The following is a 19408-nucleotide window of genomic DNA, read 5'->3' on the forward strand; positions in this document are numbered from 1 at the left end:
GGATGATAAACAAAACAATAATCGTTATCAAATAAGCCTTGGCGTCAGGCGGCCTCCTCCAGCCGGGCTCGACACCGCTCGATGGCCTGGGCCACGTAGCGCCCGGCCATGCGCTCGGAGACGCCGAGGCGGCGGCCGATCTCTGCCTGGGTCAGCCCCTCGAGGCGGTGCCAGGTGAGTGCCTGGCGTAGCCGTTCCGGCAGGGCGCCCATGGCCTCGCGCAGGCGCATCAGGCAGAGGCGGCGCTCGGTGGCCTCCTCGGGGCAGGGGCGCGGACAGGAGAGGCAGAGCGCGGGGTCGTCCAGGGGCTGGCTGACGGGCCGCGAGCGGCAGCGTCGGTGATGGTCGATGACCAGGTTGCGGGCCATGCGGAACAGGTAGGCCCGGGGCTCGTCTAGGCGGGCGGGTTCTGGGTGCTGGCCAAGGCGCAGGAAGACCTCCTGGCAGAGGTCCTCGGCGAGGTGGGGGCAGGCCAGCTGGCGCCGCAGGTAGCCAGCGAGGTCCGTGGCGTGACGCTGGAAGAGGGCATCGAGATCTGTATGGGCCGTCATGGGAGCTCCGTCCTGGGAACCGTAGTGTTGCGTGGCATGAGCGTGAGGGGCGTGATCACCGCGGGCGAGCCGGGCGCCGCCCGAAAGGCGAGGCCCGGCTCGACGCCGGCGTCAGGCCAGGGCGTCGTCAATCGCCCGGGCCTCGGCCGGGGTCGGCCGATGGGCGGCGATGGGGTTGACCAGGGTGCCGGCGAACTGGAGGTTCCTGGCCGGGTCGGCCAGGTCGATCATCTGCTGGTGGTCGTTGAGCTGCAGGCGGTTGAGGCAGGAGCGGGTGAACTCCGGGGCGAAGAGGTCGTGGCGGGCGAACTTCTCGGCGAACTCGGGATGGTCCCGCTGGTAGTCGATGACGCAGCGGGCCACCCGCGCCCAGAACGCGTCCTCGGTGAGGTCGCCCTGGTCGACGAGGAGTGGTGCCATGAAGCGCAGGAAGCAGTCGAAGACGTCGGTGAAGAGCGAGAGTACCTTGAGCGGCTCGGGTACCTCCACGGCGATGCGCGAGACGGCCTCGGGCAGCTCGACCTCGGTGTTCATGATGCCGATCTCCTCGGCGATGTCCTTCATGATCGCGCGCACCGGCACGCCGTCCTCGAGCTGCAGGATCAGGTTCTCGCCATGGGGCATGAACACCAGGTCGTAGGCGTAGAAGCAGTGCAGCAGCGGGCGCAGATAGACCCGCAGGTAGCGGTCCAACCAGTCGGTGGTGGCGAGCCCCGAGCGCGCGATCAGCTTCGGCAGCAGGGCGCGCTCGTCGGCGTCGACGTGGAGCAGGGCGGCCATGGTCATCAGTCGCCGGCCGTCCCGCTGGTAGCGCACCGGGCTCTCCCGCCACAGGCAGGCGAGCATCTTCTTGTAGGCGCTGTAGCGGTCGAAGGCCGGCTCGACGGCGTCGCGACGAAAGCCGATGGCCGCCTCCTCGCGCAGCACCGTGAAGCCCTGGGCGGTGAGCTCCGGGTCGCTTTCGACCAGGGTCTTGATCCAGTCGTTGATGGCCGGGGTGGCACGCATGTAGTTCGGCGAAAGGCCGCGCATGAAGCCCATGTTGAGGATCGAGAGCGCCGTCTTCACGTAGCGCCGGCTCGGCTGGCTGACGTTGAACCATGTGCGGATCGACTGCTGGGCGCGGTACTGGTCAAGGCCGTAGCCCAGGCAGACGATGCGGCTGCGGGCCACCTCGGCGGCGAAGGTGATGGCCAGCTTGTGGAACCACTGCCAGGGATGCGCCGGCATCAGCAGGAAGTCGGTGGGGTCGAGGCCCCGGGCCGCGAGCCGGCGATGAAAGTCGGTGAGCGTCGCCTCGCCCAGCTCCTCGCGCAGCAGGCTCTCGTAGTCGAGCCCCTCGATGGCGCTGAAGTGGGCGTCCTCGCGGTGCACGGCGAGCCACACCAGGGTGATGGGGGCGGCGGCCTCCGGCGCATAGGCGTGGTAGTCCACCGCATCGAAGCCCAGGCGGCCGTTGTTGGCCACGAACACCGGATGGCCCTCGGTCATGGCGGCCTCCAGGGTCTGGAAGTCTGTGTCGACCAGGCCGTCGGCGTTGGGGCGAGTGCCGGCGAGCTTGTAGGCGCCGCCGAACAGGGTGCTGGCGACCTCCTCCAGGTAGACCGGCAGCATCGTCTCGCCGATGCCCAGCGGGTCGCGAAACTCGAGGATGAAGCGCTGGGCGTCGAGCTCGGCCGGGGCGCCGTCGATGCGCTTCTCCAGGGAAGCGAGGTCGATGGCCCAGTGATCCAGGGCCAGGCGACGGGCGCGGAAGCGGTACGCGATGCCGCCCTCGGGGGCGGTCAGCCGATACGTGCCGGCGCCTTCGTCACCTTCCAGGCGCTCGGGGGCCAGCAGGCGCTCGTGGCTGAACTCGGCGATGGCCTTGCGGATCAGCCAGCGGTTGGCCCGGGCCCAGTGCTCGGGCGTCAGGTGGGCGGCGGCGCGGGCCGGGTCGGCGACGAGGGTCGGGTCCAGGCGCGGGTTGTCGGCGCTCACCGCGGCGGCGAAGCTCGCCCGGTCGCAGAATGCCAGGTGGGCGGTCTTGTCCTCGAGCGCGACCTCGCGGTCGTAGACGAAGCCGACCCGGCGGTTGAGCGGATGGATCTTGCGGTTGGTGAGGTCGGGTTCGACGACGATCCGCCGGGTGGCGGGATCCTCGAACAGGAAGGCCAGGATGGTGGTGATCACCTGGACGCTGAAGCCGGAACGGGGCGTGTCGGTCGGAGCCACCAGGAAGTGTATGCCGCGATCGCCCTCGGCGACGTCATAGTGCGCGCCGATGGGGTCGTGACGCGGGTCGTAGCACTCCACCAGGAAGGCCGGCTCGCCGTCGACGAGCCCTAGGTAGCCCTGGGCATGTTCGCACTCCGCGAGGTCGCGGTAGAAGGCCAGGACGCGCTGCGGCGAGTGGCCCTGCATGCCCCAGAAGCGGGCCCGGGGGGCGCTGACCCAGGCGTGGATCAGCGCCAGGTCCTCGGGCAGGTGCAGCGGGCGCAGGCTGAAGGTGCCCAGCCCCTGGGCATGACGCGAGAAGCAGGCGCGGGTGGTCGGGGTCGGTTGGAAGAGGGTCATGGTCGGGTCCTTGCAGAAACGGGATCGATGGGCCGCGCCGGGGTCGCCTCGGCTGTGGTGAGCAGCAGGCGATGGGCCAGAGCGCAGAGGGCGAAGCCCAGCGCGGCGACGAGGAAGGGGCTGGTCGGGCCCTGGGCGTCGACCAGGCGGCCGGCGCCCCAGGAGGCGATCAGCACGCCGAGCCCCTGGAAGAGGTGGATCTTGCTGAAGTCGCTGGCGTAGCGGTCGGGGGTGCTGAGCCGGAAGAGGCGCAGCTCCAGGCGCACGGTGACGCGGAACAGTGCCCAGCCGAACAGCAGTCGGCCGGCCAGGAGGGCGGCGATCTCGCCGCTCGCCTGCAGCAGCAGGCCGGTGAGGCCGATGGCCAGCGGCGCCGCGATGGCCTCGCCACCCGGGCGGCGGCCCAACAGGTCGAGGGCCAGCAGCGCCACGGCCACGCCGCCGGGAATGGCGAAGACCGCGCCGGCCAGCAGCTCGCCGGACAGGCCCGAGGCCAGTGCCCAGTACTGGGCGAAGAAGGGCCGGGCCAGGTAGGCGCTGAGGTAGAACAGCAGCATCACCAGGCCCAGGCGCAGGATGGCGCCGCTGGTGCCCGGGGCCGGCGGGGTGGCAGGGGCCGCATGGGGGGGAGAGTGAGGCGCCTGGCCGCGGCGCAGGAGCAGCAGGCAGACCGCCACCTGCAGCGCGTCGCTGACCGCCATCACCCGGAACACCTGGGCCGCCTGCCAGTGCTCCAGCACCAGGCCGCCGATCACGGCGCCGAGGATGCCGCCGGCATGCACCACCACCGAGAGGGTGCCGATCAGGGTGGCGTGGCGATCCCGGGGGGCGAAGTGCATCAGGTAGGGATAGACCAGCAGGTAGCTGGCCTTGGCGACCAGCATGGCCAGCGACAGCCCCCAGAACCCCGGCAGCGAGGTGACCACCGCGCAGGCGAGGCTCAGCCCCCCGGCCACGACCTGGGTGCCGATCAGCAGGCGCAGGGTGCCGATCCGGCGCGCCAGGCGCGCCCAGGCGGGCAGCGCCAGCATCACCACCAGGCAGCTCATGGCCAGGTAGGCGCCGACGTGAGAGGGAGCCTCCACGCCGAAGCGCGCGGCGAAGAACTGCGGGTAGAAGGGCAGCAGCATGGCGTCGCTGATCACCGCCACGGCGGTCACGGCCACCAGCCAGGGGGTCGGGCTCATGCGGGCTGCGCGTCCATCGGTTCGAAGACGGCCTCGCCGGGGGCGCCGAAGCGCTGGTAGGCGATGCGCTCCTCGATGGGGTAGATCTCCCGGCCGGTCAGGGCGCGGATGATGCAGGCGTTGCGGTAGGGGCCCATGCCGAGGTCCGGCGCCACCAGGCTGTGGGTGTGCAGCTCGGCGTTCTGCACGAAGAGCTCGCCGCGCCCGCCGTCGATGTCGTAGAAGCGGCCTACCGCGTAGCGTCCGGCCCCGTCGAAGGCGATCCGCGAGGCGATGGGCGCCAGGAAGTCCGGCATCTGGTAGCGGTAGCCGGTGGCCATGAGCAGCGCCGGGGTGCGGTGGCGGAAGTGGCGCTGCTGTTCCTTGTGCCACAGGGTCAGCTCGTACTCGCCGCGCGCGGCGTCGAAGCGGCAGGTCTCGAGGCTCGCGTTGGTGAGCAGCTCGGAGCGCACCTCGCCGCCGAGCGCCTTGGCGTAGCGCAGGTCGTAGATGGCGTCGATGAGCTCCAGGTTGATGCCCTTGTAGAGGCTCTTCTGCTGCTGCATCAGGGTGTCGCGGGTGGCCTCGGGCAACGCGTGGAAGTAGTCGATGTAGTCCGGCGAGGTCATCTCCAGGGTCAGCTTGCCGTACTCCAGCGGGAAGAAGCGCGGCGAGCGGGTGATCCAGTCGAGCCGGTAGCCGAAGCGGTCGATGTCGGCGAGCAGGTCATGGTAGATCTCGGCGGCGCTCTGGCCGCTGCCGACCAGGGTGATCGCCTCCTGGCGCTGCAGCTCGGCCTTGTGCTCGAGGTACTCGCTGGCGTGCAGCGGTCGCGGGTCCAGGTCGCGACAGCCCTCCGGCAGGTAGGGCGTGGTGCCGGTGCCGAGCACCAGGTGGCGGGCCAGGTGGACCCGGGCCTCGCCGCTTGCGGTGTCGCGGCAGCTCACCCGATAGATCCCCGCCGCGTCGTCGAAGTCGACCCGGGTCACCTCGGTGGCGAACCGGATCGTGTCGAGCTGGTCGACGGCCCACTGGCAGTAGCGGTTGTACTCGTTGCGCAGCAGGAAGATGTTCTCGCGGATGTAGAAGTTGTAGAGCCGGCCCTGCTGCTTCAGGTAGTTGAGCACGCTGAAGCGGCTGGTGGGGTCGGCCATGGTGACCAGGTCCGACAGGAAGGGGGTCTGCAGGGTGGCCTGCTCCAGCAGCAGGCCGGGGTGCCAGTCGAAGCCGTCGCGACGCTCGAGGAAGAGGCCGTCGAGCTCCTCGAGGGGGTCGGTCAGGCAGGCCAGGCCCAGGTTGAAGGGGCCGAGGCCGATGGCGATGAAGTCGTGGACGCGAACGTCTTGAAGGGAGTGTGTCATGGTCGTGTCTCGCTGAAGATCAGGACGCGGCGGCGCGGGCCGGGGTCCGGGAGTGGCACCAGGCGCGGCCGTGGTGGACGATGCGCTCGAGGATGGCGGTGAGATCCGCGAGCCGGGTCTCCGGGTTGAGCAGGGTGAACTTGAGGTAGCGCTTGCCGTCGACCCGGGTGGCGGCGATCACCGCCTCGCCGTGGCGGGAGAGCGCGGCGCGCACCTGGGCGTTGAGGTCGTCGAGCGCGGCCTCGTCGAGGCCCGCCGGGCGGTAGCGGAACACCAGGGTGCTCATGGGCGGCTCGAGCAGCACCTCGAACGCCGGATGGCGGGAGAGCTCGGCGTGGGCCTCGCCGGCCAGGTCGATGACCCGCTCGAACATCTCGCCCAGGGCGTCGGCGCCCAGGATGCGCAGGGTCAGCCACAGCTTGAGGGCGTCGAAGCGCCGGGTGGTCTGCAGGCTCTTGTTGACCTGGTCCGGGGTGCCGGCCTCGGCCTGGCAGAGCGGGTTCAGGTAGTCAGCGTGGTGGGTGACGTGGCGCAGGTCGCGGCGCCGGCGCACCAGGAAGGCGCTGCAGCTCACCGGCTGGAAGAAGGTCTTGTGGTAGTCGATGGTGACCGAGTCGGTGTGTTCGATGCCGGCCAGGCGGTGGCGGAAGCGCCGCGAGCAAAGCAGGCCCCCGCCGTAGGCGGCGTCCACGTGCAGCCAGATGCCGTGCGCCCGGCACAGCGCGGCGATCTCCTCGAGGGGATCGATGCTGCCGAAGTCGGTGGTGCCGGCGGTGGCCACCACGGCGATGGGGATCAGGCCCGTCGCCAGGCACTCCTCCAGGCGCGCCTTCAGCGCCGCGGGGTCCATCCGGTAGCGGTCGTCGCAGGCCACCGGCATCACCGCCCGGTAGCCGAGCCCGAGGATCGCCGCCGACTTCTGCAGGCTGAAGTGGCTGACCTCGGAGGCGAGGATGCGCAGCCGGCGATGGCTCGCGGGCAGACCCTCGTGCTTGTTGCCGCCGTGATCGGCTAGGCTGGCGCCGTGGTGGTCCCGGGCGATCATCAGCGCCATCAGGTTCGACTGGGTGCCGCCGCTGGTGAAGACGCCATCGGCGTCTTCGCCCAGGCCGAGGCGCCGTGCCGTCCAGTCGATCAGCGACTGCTCGATGAGGGTGCCGCCGGCGCTCTGGTCGAAGGTGTCCAGCGAGGAGTTGATCGGCGAGAGGAGCGTCTCGGCCAGCACGCCGGGCAGCACGACGGGACAGTTGAGGTGCGCCACGTAGCGGGGATGGTGGAAGTAGACGGCGTCGTCCAGGTAGACCCGCTCCAGCTCCTCCAGGGCCGGGCGCAGCTCGCCCAGGGGCGTGTCGAGGTCGATGGCCTCGAACAGCCCCGCGAGCTCCTCGGGTCGCGCCCCGCTGAAGGGACGGTCCACGTCGGCCACCTTGCGCCGTACCAGATCGAGGCAGCGCGTCGCTTGCTGCCAGTAGGCCTCGGCATGCCGGGCATTCAAGAGGGGAGGGTCGAGGCGGCTGGGCCGCCCGCAGGCGCCGTCCGGCTGTATCATGGTCGCTCCAGTGGGGTCAGGAATTTTATTGATAATCATTATCGATTATTGCCTTGTCCTGATCACGACGGATTCGCCCGGCGGTTCTGAACCGGCGGGGGAGATTTTTTCCGGACGCGCCTCGGAATGGAATGCATTGATAAGCATTCCCATTTGTGTCACTGTCTCGGCCCGTTCGAGACCTTTACCGGAGAGCCATCGTGAGGATGTTTCGCTTCCCCGCCGCGCTCGTCGCGGTCGTCGGCCTGTGCGGTGCCGGCCTGACCCAGGCTCAAGGGCAGGCCCAGGACTCGCTGGTCGATCGGTCGGCCGAGGCGCAGCGCCGCCAGGCCGAGCTGCAGGCGCGCATCGACGCCGCCGACGACGAGACGCGCCGCCTGATCGGCGGGCTGCGAAAGGCCCGGGCCGAGGCGCAGCGGGTCGAGGCCTACAACGCCGAGCTCGAGCGCGTGGTGGAGCGCCAGGAGGAGACGCTGGCGCGTCGCGAACGCGCCCTGGAGGGCGCCCCGACGACCCGCGAGGGGCTGCCGCCCCTGCTGCGGGGGATGGTCGAGCGCCTCGACGGCTGGATCGAGGCCGACCTGCCGTTCCTTCGGGACGAGCGCCGCGCCCGGGTCGCGAGCCTGGAGCGCGCACTCTCCGATCCGGCGCTGTCGCCCGCCGAGCGCCTGGATCGCGTGCTCGCCGCCTGGCGCGGCGAGCTCGCCTACGGCCGCGAGCTGGACGCCTGGCGCGGCCTGCTGGACGGTCAGCGGGAGGTGGACTTCCTGCGGCTGGGCCGGGTCGGCTTCTACTACCTGACGCCGGACGGCCGCGAGGGCGGTGTCTGGAAGGCCGACGACCGGGCCTGGAAGCCCCTCGACAAGGCGGCGCGCCGGAGTCTCGAGAACGGCCTGCGCATCGCCCGCGAGCAGCGCGCCCCGGAGCTGCTGACGCTGCCGGTCTCCCAGCCGATCTCCCGAGACGAGACGACCCACGAGCGCGGGGGAGAGGCCTCATGATGCTGTCACGCTATGCCCGCCGCCTGCTGCTGTGCGGCGCCCTGGTGCTGCCGGCGGCGGCGCTCCAGGCCCAGGCCGACCCTCAGCCCGCTCCGCAGTCTGACTCTCAGCTTCGGCAGGACGGCCCGGCCTCCTTCGCCGAGACGCGCCAGGCCGAGCTCGCGCGGGACCGGGCGCGGCTGGCCGCGCTGGTCGACGATCGCGACGCCCTGCGCCGCGCCGTCGAGGCGGCCCGCGACCGCCGCGACGCGGCGGCCGAGCGCCGCCAGGCCCTCGAGGCGCAACGCGACGAGCAGCAGGCGCGCCGCGAGGCGCTGGAAGCTCGGCGCCAGGAGCAGGGCGGCGACCTGTCCGCCGTCAAGCCGGTGCTGGAGCGTCATGTCGGCGAGCTGCGCGACGCCCTCGGCCAGAGCTGGCTCACCCTCGACGGGCCCGAGCTGCCCGCGCGCGGCGACGCGGATGCGCTGCCCGAGCTCGCGCGGATCGAGGCGCTGGCCGATGCGCTGATGGCCTTCACCCGGGAGACGGGGCGCCTCGAGCGGCTGACCCTGCCGGTGGCCTCGGTCGACGGTCGCGTCGAGCCCCGGGAGGTGCTGCGGTTGGGGGATCTCGCCATGATCGGCGACGGGCGCTGGCTGCGGCGCGACTCGCCGGACCTGCCGCCGGCGGCGCTGGCCGCGACCCCCGATGATGCCGGCGAGACCCTGGCGGCCTTCGCGGCCGGGGAGAGCGACCGGGTCACCCTCGATCCGACCGGCGGCGAGCTGCTCGAGGCGCTGGCCCAGCGCCCCGACCTGCTGGCGCGCTTCCACCAGGGCGGCGCCGTGGGCTACGTGGTGGTGGCCCTGGGCGGGCTGGGACTGCTGATCGCGCTGGGCCAGTACGGCTACCTGATGGTCGTGAGCGCGCGGCTGCGTCGCCAGCTGCGGGACGACGCGAGCCTGCGCGACGACAATCCCCTGGGCCGGGTGCTGGCCAAGGTGCAGACGCTGCGCCAGGGGCTGGTGCCCGAGGCGCTGGAGGCGCGCCTCGACGAGGCGCTGCTCGCCGAGCTGCCGCGGCTCGAGCGCGGCCAGGCGCTGGTCAAGCTGCTGGCGGCGGTGGCGCCGCTGCTGGGTCTGCTCGGCACCGTGACCGGCATGATCGGCACCTTCCAGTCGATCACGGTGTTCGGCACCGGTGACCCGCAGCTGATGGCCGGCGGCATCAGCCAGGCGCTGGTCACCACGGTGCTGGGCCTGATCACCGCGGTGCCGCTGATGCTCGCCCACACCGCGCTGTCCAGCCGCAGCCGCTGGCTCTCCGGGGTGATCGAGGGGCGGGCCAGTGCGGCGCTGGCCGAGCACCTCGAGGCCCTGCCGGCCTCCGCCCCGCGTCGCGAGTCGCGTCATGCCGCTTCCCTGGCCTGAGGTGATGACGGGCGCCACCGCGCCGCTCGCCTGGCTGGGCCAGGCCGGCGGGCCGGTGCTGGTGGCCATCGGCGCGGTGGCGATGCTGCTCTTCTCGCTGGCGCTGGAGCGCTGGTGCTACTTCCGCTTCGTCTGGCGGCGCGAGCGCCAGGCCCTGGTGGCGCGCTGGGTGGACCGCGACGAGCATGCCAGCTGGAGCGCGCTGACCCTGCGCGAGGTCTGGACCCAGGAACTGATCGCCCGGCTGCGCCGCCCCTTGCCCTGGCTCAGGCTGCTGGTCGCGCTCTGCCCGCTGCTCGGCCTGCTGGGCACGGTCACCGGCATGATCACCGTCTTCGAGGGGCTCGCCGCCAGCGAGACCAGCCAGGCCCGGGCCATGGCCGACGGCGTCGCCCGGGCCACGCTGCCGACACTGGCCGGCATGGCGGTGGCGGTGGCCGGCCTGCTCTTCACCACCCGTCTCGAACACATCATCCGGCGCGAGGATCAGCGGCTGCACGACCGCATGGCCCGCGCCGTGGAGGAGCCCGATGCGTAGGCGTCGCCTGAGTGCCGACAGCGGCGAGACCAGCGAGGTCAACCTGACCCCCATGCTGGACGTGGTCTTCATCATGCTGATCTTCTTCATCGTCACCACCAGCTTCGTCAAGGAGAGCGGGGTGGAGATCGAGCGTCCCCAGTCCAGTGACGCGACGCCGCGGCCCGAGGCCCAGGTGATGGTGGCCCTGACCGCCGAGGGTGCGGTGTGGGTCGACGGCGCGCCGGTGGACGCGCATCGCGTCGGCGAGGCCGTGGCGCCGCTGGTCAGCGAGCAGGGCGGCGTGGTGATCCAGGCCGATCGCGCCTCCACCACCGGCCTGCTGGTCGAGGTGATGGATCGCCTTCGCGAGGCGGGCGTCGAGCAGATCGCGGTGGCCGCCGCCCGGGAGGGGGCGTGATTCGCTGGCCCCTGGCGGGACTCGCCGGCGCCTCGCTGGCGCTGCTGCTGTTCTGGGGGCTGGCGCTGCTGGTGGCGCCGCCCGAGGCGGAGGTCGAGGTGCGCGAGACGGCCATGACGATGCGCCTGGCCGCCGCCACGGAGCCGGTGGCGGAGCCTGCCGCGGCGCCGGCGCCCGCCCCCAGCGCGCCCTCCGCGCCTCGGCCGGTGCCGCCCAGCCCGCCGCCGCCGGCACCGCTGCCTGACAGCACGCTGTCGCTGCCCGAGCCACCGGTTGATCCGCCGCCGGTGCGGCCCGAGGAGGTCGCCGAGCTCGACACCGCGCTGCCCGAGCTGATCGAGGCGACACCGACGCCCGAGCCCGAGCCAACCCCGTCGCCCGAGCCGGCGAGCCCGTCGGCGACGGCCCTCGAGGCCGCGGCGACGCAGCCCGCCGCCTCGGGGCAGGGCGCGCCGGGCGCCGACGGCCAGGCCCGCCAGACGGTCCAGGATGTGGGGCAGGCGACGCCCACCCGGCGCGTGCCGCCGAGCTACCCGCGGCGCGCCCAGCGCCGCGGCCTCGAGGGGCACGTGGTGGTGGAGTTCCTGATTCGCCCCGACGGCCGGGTCAAGTCCGGCTCGGTCCGGGTGGTCGAGGCCCGGCCGCGGCGGGTCTTCGACGAGGCGGCCACGCGGGCCGTGGCGGACTGGCGCTTCGAGGCCGACGGCCGCCTGCGGCGTGCCCGCCAGCGACTCGAGTTTCAGCTGAGGTGAGCCCATGTCGCATGCGTTGATTCGATGCCGTCCCCTCCCGCGACGCCTGCTGGCTGGCCTCGCCGCCGGGCTGCTGCTGGCCGCGGCCCCGGTGCAGGCCCAGCCGGCCCTGCCCGGGAGCTTCATCCGCGACCTCGAGGGCCTCGAGGCGCGGCTCGCGCAGGCGCCGGCCGAGGTGAGCGAGCGCGCGCGCCAACAGGCCGAGCGCCTGGCGGCGGGCAACGCCGCCGATCGCTGGGCGCGGGCCCTCTATCTGCAGCTGGCGGCCGGCGCCGCGGCGCGTCGGGGCGAGCACGGCCGAGCCGCCGCGTGGCTTTCCGCCGCGGCGGGAAGCGAGGTGGCGCCGGCGGCCTGGCGTCGGGCGCGGCTCAGGGAGGCGGCGTTCCAGCACCGCGCCGCAGGGGAAACGGCCGCGGCCGCGGCGCGCTTCGGCCGCTGGCTGGAGGCGGCCGAGGCGCCGCCCGTCGAGGAGCACTGGCGGTTGATCGGCTGGCTGGCCGAGCTCGAGCGCTGGGAGGCGGCCGCCGCGCGGCTCGACGCGCTGGAGGCGCGGCCCCGGGAGGAGGCGCGTCGGGCGCTGGCGCTCTCGGTCTATCGCCGGGCGGGCCGCGACGGCGAGGCCCTGGCGCTGCTGCGCGAGGGGCTGGATCGCGAGGCCAGCCCGGCCGCGTGGCGCCGCGCCGCAGCCCTGGCGCAGCAACTGGGGGATCCGGGGCTCGCCGCGGCGCTCTGGGAGGCCGGCTGGCGGCGGGGCGCGCTGTCAGGCGCAGAGGACCTGCGCCGCCTGGCCCGGCTGCACCTCGCCGGGGGCACCCCGGCGCGGGCGGCCGAGCATCTTACGAAAGGGCTAGAAGATGGCGTATTGGCGGGCGAGGTGCGCCATCGGCGCTTGCTGGCCGCGGCCTGGGAGGCGGCTCGCGACCACGACCTGGCGCTCTCGGCCTGGGAGGCGGTCGCCCGGGAAAGCGAGAAGGCGGCCGACTGGCTGCGGCTGGGCCAGCTGGCCCACGGCTGGGGACACGAGGCGCTGGCCCGGCGGGCCCTGAGGCGGGCCCGCACGCTGGGGGCCGAGGAGGCCGAGGCCTGGCTCGCCTCGCTTCCCGACCCAGAGGAGGAGGGCGCCGCGGCGCTCGCCGATCAGGTCGAGAGGTCGGTCCAGACCGGGGCGTGATCCGAGGGCTTCTCCATGGCGCGCAGTTCATAGTCGATGCCGGCGTCCGCGACGCGCTCGGCGAGCGGGGGCGTGACCAGGATATGGTCGATGCGCAGCCCGCGCCGGGGATCGCGCTCGAAGGCGCGGGAGCGATAGTCGAACCAGCTGAAGCGGTCGTCGACCTCCGGGTAGCGTAGGCGATAGCTGTCGGTCAGGCCCCAGGCCTTGATGCCGGCGAGCCACTCGCGCTCCACGGGCTGGAAGCTGGTCTTGCCCTCGCGCAGCCAGCGCTTGCGGTTGGCCTCGCCGATGCCGATGTCGATGTCCTCGGGGGAGATATTGAAGTCACCCATCACCGCCAGGTGCTCATCGGCGCGATGATGGGTCTCCAGCAGGCGCTGGAGCTGGGCATAGAACTCGCGCTTGTGGGGAAACTTCACCGGGTGCTCGACGTTCTCGCCCTGGGGGAAGTAGCCGTTCCAGACCGTGATCGGCGTGCCGCCGCCCGGCGCCAGTCGCGCGCCGATCATGCGGCGCTGGGCGTCGTCCCCGTCGTCGGGGAAGCCCTTGTAGATCGCCTCGGGCTCGCCGCACTGGGCCGTGTCGATCATCAGGGCCACGCCGTAGTGGCCCTTCTGGCCGTGGAACGCGACGCGATAGCCCATGGCCTCCACGGCGGCCACGGGGAACTCGCTGTCCTGGACCTTGGTCTCCTGCAGGCCGATCACCGCCGGGCGATGCGCCTCGATCAGCGCCTCCAGCTGGTGCAGTCGGGCACGAATGCCGTTGATGTTGAATGACACCAGGCGCATCGATCAGTCGTCCTTGTGCTCGGTCGTGTCGGGGTGGATCTCGATGGACGGCCCCGCTTCCTGGCGAGCCTGCTTGCGGGCCGCCTGCAGCTTGCGCTGCTGGCGCTTCTTCTGGGTAAAGCGGGTCGACGAGGCCACCTGATCGGGGTTCTCGTGGCGCCACTTCTTGAAATCCTTGCGCTTGCCGGTGCGGATCTTCACCTTATCGGCCAGCGACCGGGTCTTCTTTTGGCGTGTCATGGTGCAACTCCTGCATGTAAGGGCGCTATTCTAGCAGTCGAGGCCCGCCTGCTGACAGCAATCAACCGCCGGCAGGCGTCCGGGGGCGCCCTCGTCGCCGGAGGCTGTTACAATGGCCGTTTGCGTCACGCACCCCATCCACCCATACGGACAAGACAGCACAGCCTATGAGCGAGTCGGAACAGACCACAGCACCGGCCCAGAACCGCAAGCCCAAGCGTCGTCGGCGCAAGCCGCGGCGTCGTCAGTCGAACTGGGATCTGCGCCAGTTCCAGGTCCCCGCCGTGGCGGGCAAGTGGCGCTTCCATGACTTCGATCTGCCGCTGCCGCTGATGCGGGCGATCCACGCCCTGGGGTTCGAATACTGCACGCCGATCCAGGCCGAGGCCCTGGCGCAGACCCTGCTGGGCGGCGACGTGGTGGGCAAGGCCCAGACCGGCACCGGCAAGACCGCGGCCTTCCTGATCTCGATCCTGGCCTACTTCCTCGAGGAGGAGGCGCCCAACGCCCAGAAACCGGGGGCGCCGCGGGCACTGATCGTGGCCCCGACCCGTGAGCTGGCGCTGCAGATCGAGAAGGACGCCAAGGCGCTCGCCCGCTTCACCGACCTCAAGGTGGCCAGCGTCGTCGGCGGCATGGACTACCAGAAGCAGCGCGAGGCGCTGGGCGACAAGCTCGATATCCTCGTCGCCACCCCGGGCCGGCTGCTGGACTTCCACGAGAAGCGCGACGTCGACCTGACCCAGGTGGAAGTGCTGGTGCTCGATGAGGCCGATCGGATGCTGTCGATGGGCTTCATTCCCGACGTCAAGCGCATCATCCGCCACACGCCGAACACCGAGCAGCGCCAGACCTTCCTGTTCTCGGCGACCTTCAGCCAGGACATTCTCAACCTGGCCAGTCAGTGGACCCATAAGCCGGCCCACGTGGAGATCGCGGTCACCGTCGACAACGCCGCCGACATCGATCAGCGCGTCTACCTGGTCGGCGACGAGGACAAGCAGCGCCTGCTGGTCAACCTGCTCAAGCAGGAGAGCTTCGAGCGCGTGATGGTCTTCGGCAACCGCCGGGATCTGGTGCGCAAGCTCGACGACCTGCTCGAGAAGGCCGGCATCAACGCCGCCATGCTCTCCGGCGACGTGCCCCAGAACCAGCGCATCGAGACCCTCGAGAAGTTCCGCGAAGGCCAGATCCAGGTGCTGGTGGCCACCGACGTGGCGGGTCGCGGCATCCACATCGAGGATGTCAGCCACGTGATCAACTACACCCTGCCGGAAGATCCGGAGGACTACGTCCACCGTATCGGCCGCACAGGCCGTGCCGGCGCCAAGGGCGTGTCGATCAGCTTCGTCGGCGAGGAAGACGCCTTCTCCCTGCCGGAGATCGAGCGCTACATCAACGACAAGCTGCCGTGCGAACACCCGCCGGAAGGGCTGCTCTGACGCCCCATGCTTGACGAGGCCCTGAAGGGCGAGATCCAGGAGGCCTATCGGCGCGTGCTCGAGGGCCTCGGGCTCACCCCGCGCTACGGGCAGCGGCTGATGATCGCCGAGATCGCCCGCACCCTGGCGAGCATCGAGGCGGACGACGCCGGCCGACGCATCAGCGACGAGCACGTCTGCGTGCTCGAGGCCGGCACCGGCACCGGCAAGACGCTGGCCTACCTGCTGGCCGCGCTGCCGGTGGCCAAGGCTCGCGGCAAGCGCCTGGTGATCGCCACCGCCACCGTGGCCTTGCAGGAGCAGGTGCTCCATCAGGACCTGCCGTCGCTGAAGACCCACAGCGGTCTCTCCTTCGACTACGCCTTGGCCAAGGGGCGCGGCCGCTACGTCTGCGTGGCGCGCCTCGACCAGGCGCTGGACGGCGGCGAGGAGAACCCGACGCTGTCGCTCTTCGAGCAGTCGCTGGCCAGCGGCGGCGACGACTTCCAGGCGCTGGTCAAGGAGCTCGGTGACGCCTACGGCAACGGGCGCTGGGAGGGCGATCGCGACAGCTGGCCCGAGGCCATCGACGACGGCCACTGGCGCCGCCTGACCGTGGATCACCGCCAGTGCACCAATCGCCGCTGCGGCCACTTCGCCTCCTGCGCCTTCTTCCGCTCCCGACGTCATCTGGACAGCGCCGACATCATCGTCGCCAACCACGACCTGGTGCTGGCCGACCTGGCACTGGGCGGCGGCGTGGTGCTGCCCGATCCGGGCGACTGCATCCACGTCTTCGACGAGGGGCATCACCTGCCCGACAAGGCGCTGCAGCACTTCACCCATCGCGTCGCCGTCGGCGGGGCGCTGCGCTGGCTGCGCACCCTGAAGAGCTCGCTCACCGAGCTCAACCAGGCGCTGGCCGTGCAGCCGACACTGGCCCGCCTGCTGGCCGGGCTGCCCGAGGCGATCAACGTGCTGGAGCCGCGCCTCGGCGAGGCCTTCGCGCTGGGTCACCAGCTCGCCGGCCGGCCCCAGGGGCTGGGCGAAGGCGAGGAGAGCCGCCACCATCGCTTCGAGATGGGCCGCGTGCCGGACGCGCTGCGCGAGCACGCCGACGGCCTGGTGACGCTGTTCGCCGAGCTCGCGCGGACCCTGGAGTCCATGGCGGACATCCTGCGCGAGAGCCTCGACCCGGAGAAGCACACCGGCCTGCCCCGGGAACAGGCCGAGGCCTGGCTGCCGCTGGTGGCGCTGCTGCACGGTCGCGCCCTGGAGGCTCATGCCCTGTGGCTGGCCTTCGCCGAACTCGATCCCGATGGCGAACCGCCCCGGGCGCGCTGGCTGACCCTGGAGCGGTTCAACGGCGAGCCGGAGCTGAACTTCTCGGCGAGCCCGGTCTCCGCGGCGCACACCCTGGCGCGCAACCTGTGGGGCAGTACCTTTGGCGCTGTGATCACCTCGGCGACCCTCACCGCGCTGGGCCGCTTCGAGCGGCTCCAGGAGCGCGCGGGGCTCGCCAATCGCTATCGCTACCAGCGTCTGCCGAGCCCCTTCGACTACTCCCGGGCGGTGCTCAGCGTGCCCCGGGAGGCGGTCGACCCCGCCGACCGCGAGGGCCACGAGCGGGCCATCGTCGACTTCGTCGAGGCCCTCGGCGAGCAGGAGGCGGTGCTGATGCTCTTCTCCTCGCGGGCGCAGCTGCGCGGCGTGGAGAAGGCCCTCTCCAGGGAGCGGCGTGAGCGCGTGCTGGCCCAGGACCGGCTGCCCAAGCGCGAGCTGATCACTCGGCATCGCGCGCGGGTGGATGCGGGGGAGGGCAGCATCATCTTCGGCCTGGCGAGCTTCGCCGAGGGCATCGACCTGCCCGGCGACTACCTGACTCACGTGGTGATCACCCGGCTACCCTTCTCGGTGCCGGACGACCCGGTGGGCGCGACCCTGGCCGAGTGGATCGAGAGCCGGGGCGGCAATCCCTTCATGCGCATCAGCGTGCCCGACGCCTCGATCAAGCTGGTGCAGGCATGCGGCCGGCTGATCCGCAAGGAGGCCGACCAGGGTCGCATCACGCTGCTCGATCGCCGGGTGCTGACCCGTCGCTATGGCCGTGCGCTGCTCGACGCCCTGCCGCCCTTCGTGCGCGAGATCGACGGCGTGACCCAGAGCGCGGGATGAGGCTGATCCTCAGCCGCAAGGGGTTCGACAGCGCCGCCGGCGGCGTGCCGAGCCCGATCCTGCCCGACGGCCGGCTGATCGTGCTGCCCATTCCCGACGACCACTCCCTCACCACCTACGGCGAGCTTGCCCAGGACGGCGAGCCGCTGGGACCGCTGGTCGGTGATCTGACCCGGGGCCGGCTCACCGGCCGCGATCGGGTGCATCTCGATCCCGACCTGCTGGCCCAGAGCCTGCCGCGCCCGCCGGGCTGGCGGCCGTTGTTCGGCCAGATGGGCCAGGCGCAGGGCCACCTGCGCAACCAGGGGGTCGGGCCGGGGGACCTGTTCCTGTTCTTCGGGCTCTTCCGGCAGGTCGCGCCGACCGAGAACGGTTGGGCCTTCGTGCCGGAGGAGCGCCCCCGCCACGTGCTCTGGGGCTGGATGCAGGTGGAGCGCGTGCTGCCCCTGGATGGCCCGCTGCCGGCGGAGCTGGTGTGGGCGCGCGGCCACCCGCACTGCCAGCGCCAAGCGGCCAACAACGTCCTCTATGTCGCCCGTCGTCATCTGGCCCTCGACGGCCTCGGCGAGACCCTGCCGGGCGCCGGCATCTTCTCCCGGGACGCGACGGCCCTCGGGCTCACCGCGCCCGCTGCCGTGAAGGTCTCCGATTGGCGGCTGCCGTCCTGGTGGTATCCGGGGGAGGGGCGGCCACCGCTCTCCTATCACGCAGACCGCGGCCGCTGGCGACGGCAGGCGGGGTATGCCGAGCTCAAGGCCGTGGCCCGGGGTCAGGAGTTCGTGCTGGACGCCGCGGCCTATCCCGAGGCGCTGCCCTGGGCGGCTGAGCTGATCCGGGCTCATGCGGCGTCATAGGCCTTGGCCGCGCCGCGCGACAGGGTCATGAACGCAACGGGCCCGCCGAATGGCGGGCCCGTCTGTTTCGTGATCGCGCTAGGCACTCATGATGGCGATAGCGCGGGGCAGGGCGCTCAGGCCGCCTGGCGGCGCTTGGCCAGCACCGGGGCGAGCTTCTCGTCCATGTGCTTGAAGGCCTCGACGGTGGTCTCCCAGTCGATGCAGGCGTCGGTGATTGACACCCCGTACTTCAGCTCGGCGGGATCCTCGGTCATCTTCTGGTTGCCCCAGCCGAGGTTGGATTCCACCATCAGCCCGATGATCGAGTGGTTGCCCTCGAGGATCTGGTTGGTGACGTTCTCCAGCACCAGCGGCTGCAGCGCCGCGTCCTTGTTGGAGTTGGCGTGGGAGCAGTCGATCATGATGTTGGGCTTCAGGTTGGCCTGGTTCAGCTCCTGCTCGGCCAGCGCCACGCTGACGCTGTCGTAGTTGGGCTTGCCGTTGCCGCCGCGCAGCACCACGTGGCCGTAAGCGTTGCCGCGGGTGCGGATGATCGCCACCCGGCCGGCCTGGTCGATGCCCAGGAAGTTGTGCGGGTGGGCCACCGACTGCAGGGCGTTGACGGCGACGTCGAGGCTGCCGTCGGTGCCGTTCTTGAAGCCCACCGGGCAGGAGAGGCCGGAGGACATCTCGCGGTGGGTCTGGGATTCGGTGGTGCGCGCGCCGATGGCCGACCAGCTGATGCAGTCCTGCAGGTACTGGGGCGAGATCGGATCCAGCGCCTCGGTGGCCAGCGGCAGGCCCATCTCGGCCAGCTCCACCAGCAGCTTGCGGGCGATATGCAGCCCCTCCTCGATCTCGAAGGAGCCGTTGAGGTGCGGGTCGTTGATCAGGCCCTTCCAGCCCACCGTGGTGCGCGGCTTCTCGAAGTAGACGCGCATCACGATGTAGAGGCTATCCTTGACCTCGTCGGCCAGGCGACGCAGCCGTCGCGCGTAGTCCAGGGCGGCGTCGACGTCGTGGATGGAGCACGGGCCCACCACCATCAGCAGGCGGGGGTCGCGGCCGTCGAGGATGGCCTGGATGGTCTCGCGGCCCTCGATCACCGTGCGCTCCGCGGCCTCGGTGAGGGGGATCTCCTGCTTGAGGGCCTCGGGGGTGATCAGAACGTCCTGGGCGAGAACGTTGAGGTTGTTGACCTGCTGTTCGGACATGGTGCTTCCTGTGTCGTGTCGGCGCTGATGGCGAAATTATTTGGCACCTACTATCGCGCCTGGGGCGGTCAAATTCAATCGCCCCGCGGCCCGTCGGGTCGGTCGCGAAGGGCGCGGCGAGCGTCGGGCGAGTCGATCGGCTTGATGCACGTTCAAGAAACAGGAACACTTGTACCCTTCGAGACTCACGACCCTGATTCCTTCAGCGGCGACATGCCCCAGGTTGACACTATGCTAGCGACATCACGGCTTTCGCGACCCGAGCTCGGGTCGT

General features: G+C 71.4%; 17 protein-coding genes. 9 read left to right on the forward strand and 8 right to left on the reverse strand.

Annotation, left to right across the window (positions count from 1 at the left end):
* Nucleotides 1-44: 44 nt before the first annotated feature.
* From ABE957_RS03130 to ABE957_RS03150, 5 genes are all read right to left on the reverse strand, one after another.
* Nucleotides 45-551 carry an RNA polymerase sigma factor gene (locus ABE957_RS03130; RefSeq protein WP_349757215.1) on the reverse strand — a complete coding sequence of 169 codons (507 nt, stop codon included), beginning with the start codon at nucleotides 549-551 and terminating at the stop codon, nucleotides 45-47.
* A gap of 111 nt (nucleotides 552-662) precedes the next feature.
* A complete protein-coding gene (locus tag ABE957_RS03135; RefSeq protein ID WP_349757216.1) occupies nucleotides 663-3107 on the reverse strand; it encodes a GNAT family N-acetyltransferase in 2445 nt (814 codons plus the stop codon).
* Nucleotides 3104-4294, reverse strand: coding sequence for an MFS transporter (locus ABE957_RS03140; RefSeq protein ID WP_349757217.1), 1191 nt, complete (start codon nucleotides 4292-4294; stop codon nucleotides 3104-3106). Before ABE957_RS03140 ends, ABE957_RS03135 begins: the two co-directional genes overlap by 4 nt.
* Complete coding sequence (locus tag ABE957_RS03145) at nucleotides 4291-5634, reverse strand: lysine N(6)-hydroxylase/L-ornithine N(5)-oxygenase family protein (protein WP_349757218.1); 1344 nt, start codon at nucleotides 5632-5634, stop codon at nucleotides 4291-4293. Before ABE957_RS03145 ends, ABE957_RS03140 begins: the two co-directional genes overlap by 4 nt.
* A 19-nt stretch (nucleotides 5635-5653) precedes the next feature.
* On the reverse strand, nucleotides 5654-7183 hold the full coding sequence (locus ABE957_RS03150; protein ID WP_349757219.1) for a pyridoxal phosphate-dependent decarboxylase family protein: 1530 nt from the start codon (nucleotides 7181-7183) through the stop codon (nucleotides 5654-5656).
* Nucleotides 7184-7389: 206 nt separating this feature from the next.
* On the opposite strand from ABE957_RS03150, the gene ABE957_RS03155 reads away from it, so the two are divergent.
* From ABE957_RS03155 to ABE957_RS03180, 6 genes are read left to right on the forward strand one after another with little or no spacing between them, the layout of a single operon-like run.
* A complete protein-coding gene (locus tag ABE957_RS03155; RefSeq protein WP_349757293.1) occupies nucleotides 7390-8184 on the forward strand; it encodes a DUF3450 domain-containing protein in 795 nt (264 codons plus the stop codon).
* On the forward strand, nucleotides 8181-9593 hold the full coding sequence (locus ABE957_RS03160) for a MotA/TolQ/ExbB proton channel family protein (protein WP_349757220.1): 1413 nt from the start codon (nucleotides 8181-8183) through the stop codon (nucleotides 9591-9593). The genes ABE957_RS03155 and ABE957_RS03160 overlap by 4 nt, the downstream gene beginning before the upstream one ends.
* Nucleotides 9574-10131, forward strand: coding sequence for a MotA/TolQ/ExbB proton channel family protein (locus tag ABE957_RS03165; protein WP_432765388.1), 558 nt, complete (start codon nucleotides 9574-9576; stop codon nucleotides 10129-10131). The genes ABE957_RS03160 and ABE957_RS03165 overlap by 20 nt, the downstream gene beginning before the upstream one ends.
* Complete coding sequence (locus ABE957_RS03170; RefSeq protein WP_089846231.1) at nucleotides 10124-10531, forward strand: ExbD/TolR family protein; 408 nt, start codon at nucleotides 10124-10126, stop codon at nucleotides 10529-10531. Before ABE957_RS03165 ends, ABE957_RS03170 begins: the two co-directional genes overlap by 8 nt.
* Nucleotides 10528-11283 carry an energy transducer TonB gene (locus tag ABE957_RS03175; protein ID WP_349757221.1) on the forward strand — a complete coding sequence of 252 codons (756 nt, stop codon included), beginning with the start codon at nucleotides 10528-10530 and terminating at the stop codon, nucleotides 11281-11283. Before ABE957_RS03170 ends, ABE957_RS03175 begins: the two co-directional genes overlap by 4 nt.
* 4 nt (nucleotides 11284-11287) lie before the next feature.
* Complete coding sequence (locus tag ABE957_RS03180; RefSeq protein ID WP_349757222.1) at nucleotides 11288-12454, forward strand: hypothetical protein; 1167 nt, start codon at nucleotides 11288-11290, stop codon at nucleotides 12452-12454.
* Here the strand turns inward: ABE957_RS03180 and xthA are convergent.
* A complete protein-coding gene (gene xthA / locus ABE957_RS03185; protein WP_349757223.1) occupies nucleotides 12421-13248 on the reverse strand; it encodes an exodeoxyribonuclease III in 828 nt (275 codons plus the stop codon). The genes ABE957_RS03180 and xthA overlap by 34 nt on opposite strands.
* A gap of 3 nt (nucleotides 13249-13251) precedes the next feature.
* Complete coding sequence (locus ABE957_RS03190; RefSeq protein WP_349757224.1) at nucleotides 13252-13488, reverse strand: hypothetical protein; 237 nt, start codon at nucleotides 13486-13488, stop codon at nucleotides 13252-13254.
* Between the two features lie 167 nt (nucleotides 13489-13655).
* On the opposite strand from ABE957_RS03190, the gene rhlB reads away from it, so the two are divergent.
* Genes rhlB through ABE957_RS03205 form a run of 3 tightly spaced genes read left to right on the forward strand, consistent with a single transcriptional unit; the run spans nucleotide 13656 to nucleotide 17938 of the window.
* Nucleotides 13656-14930, forward strand: coding sequence for an ATP-dependent RNA helicase RhlB (rhlB, locus tag ABE957_RS03195; RefSeq protein ID WP_349757225.1), 1275 nt, complete (start codon nucleotides 13656-13658; stop codon nucleotides 14928-14930).
* A gap of 6 nt (nucleotides 14931-14936) precedes the next feature.
* Nucleotides 14937-17084 (forward strand): ATP-dependent DNA helicase DinG, encoded by a 2148-nt coding sequence (gene dinG, locus ABE957_RS03200; protein ID WP_349757226.1) that lies wholly within the window; start codon nucleotides 14937-14939, stop codon nucleotides 17082-17084.
* Nucleotides 17081-17938, forward strand: a complete 858-nt coding sequence (locus ABE957_RS03205) for an Nmad3 family putative nucleotide modification protein (RefSeq protein WP_349757227.1) — start codon at nucleotides 17081-17083, stop codon at nucleotides 17936-17938. Before dinG ends, ABE957_RS03205 begins: the two co-directional genes overlap by 4 nt.
* A gap of 116 nt (nucleotides 17939-18054) precedes the next feature.
* On the opposite strand, the gene ABE957_RS03210 is transcribed toward ABE957_RS03205, so the two are convergent.
* Nucleotides 18055-19134: a 3-deoxy-7-phosphoheptulonate synthase gene (locus ABE957_RS03210; RefSeq protein WP_349757228.1), complete on the reverse strand. Its 1080-nt coding sequence runs from the start codon at nucleotides 19132-19134 to the stop codon at nucleotides 18055-18057.
* Nucleotides 19135-19408: the final 274 nt, after the last annotated feature.

This window comes from Halomonas pelophila, from assembly GCF_040196315.1.
Classification (GTDB): Bacteria; Pseudomonadota; Gammaproteobacteria; order Pseudomonadales; family Halomonadaceae; genus Halomonas; species Halomonas pelophila.

Coding starts and splice junctions, on each gene's coding strand:
- ABE957_RS03130 (WP_349757215.1), bottom strand. CDS start 551: ATGACGGCCCATACAGATCTCGATGCCCTCTTCCAGCGTCACGCCACG.
- ABE957_RS03135 (WP_349757216.1), bottom strand. CDS start 3,107: ATGACCCTCTTCCAACCGACCCCGACCACCCGCGCCTGCTTCTCGCGT.
- ABE957_RS03140 (WP_349757217.1), bottom strand. CDS start 4,294: ATGAGCCCGACCCCCTGGCTGGTGGCCGTGACCGCCGTGGCGGTGATC.
- ABE957_RS03145 (WP_349757218.1), bottom strand. CDS start 5,634: ATGACACACTCCCTTCAAGACGTTCGCGTCCACGACTTCATCGCCATC.
- ABE957_RS03150 (WP_349757219.1), bottom strand. CDS start 7,183: ATGATACAGCCGGACGGCGCCTGCGGGCGGCCCAGCCGCCTCGACCCT.
- ABE957_RS03155 (WP_349757293.1), top strand. CDS start 7,390: ATGTTTCGCTTCCCCGCCGCGCTCGTCGCGGTCGTCGGCCTGTGCGGT.
- ABE957_RS03160 (WP_349757220.1), top strand. CDS start 8,181: ATGATGCTGTCACGCTATGCCCGCCGCCTGCTGCTGTGCGGCGCCCTG.
- ABE957_RS03165 (WP_432765388.1), top strand. CDS start 9,574: ATGCCGCTTCCCTGGCCTGAGGTGATGACGGGCGCCACCGCGCCGCTC.
- ABE957_RS03170 (WP_089846231.1), top strand. CDS start 10,124: ATGCGTAGGCGTCGCCTGAGTGCCGACAGCGGCGAGACCAGCGAGGTC.
- ABE957_RS03180 (WP_349757222.1), top strand. CDS start 11,288: ATGTCGCATGCGTTGATTCGATGCCGTCCCCTCCCGCGACGCCTGCTG.
- xthA (WP_349757223.1), bottom strand. CDS start 13,248: ATGCGCCTGGTGTCATTCAACATCAACGGCATTCGTGCCCGACTGCAC.
- ABE957_RS03190 (WP_349757224.1), bottom strand. CDS start 13,488: ATGACACGCCAAAAGAAGACCCGGTCGCTGGCCGATAAGGTGAAGATC.
- rhlB (WP_349757225.1), top strand. CDS start 13,656: ATGAGCGAGTCGGAACAGACCACAGCACCGGCCCAGAACCGCAAGCCC.
- dinG (WP_349757226.1), top strand. CDS start 14,937: ATGCTTGACGAGGCCCTGAAGGGCGAGATCCAGGAGGCCTATCGGCGC.
- ABE957_RS03205 (WP_349757227.1), top strand. CDS start 17,081: ATGAGGCTGATCCTCAGCCGCAAGGGGTTCGACAGCGCCGCCGGCGGC.
- ABE957_RS03210 (WP_349757228.1), bottom strand. CDS start 19,134: ATGTCCGAACAGCAGGTCAACAACCTCAACGTTCTCGCCCAGGACGTT.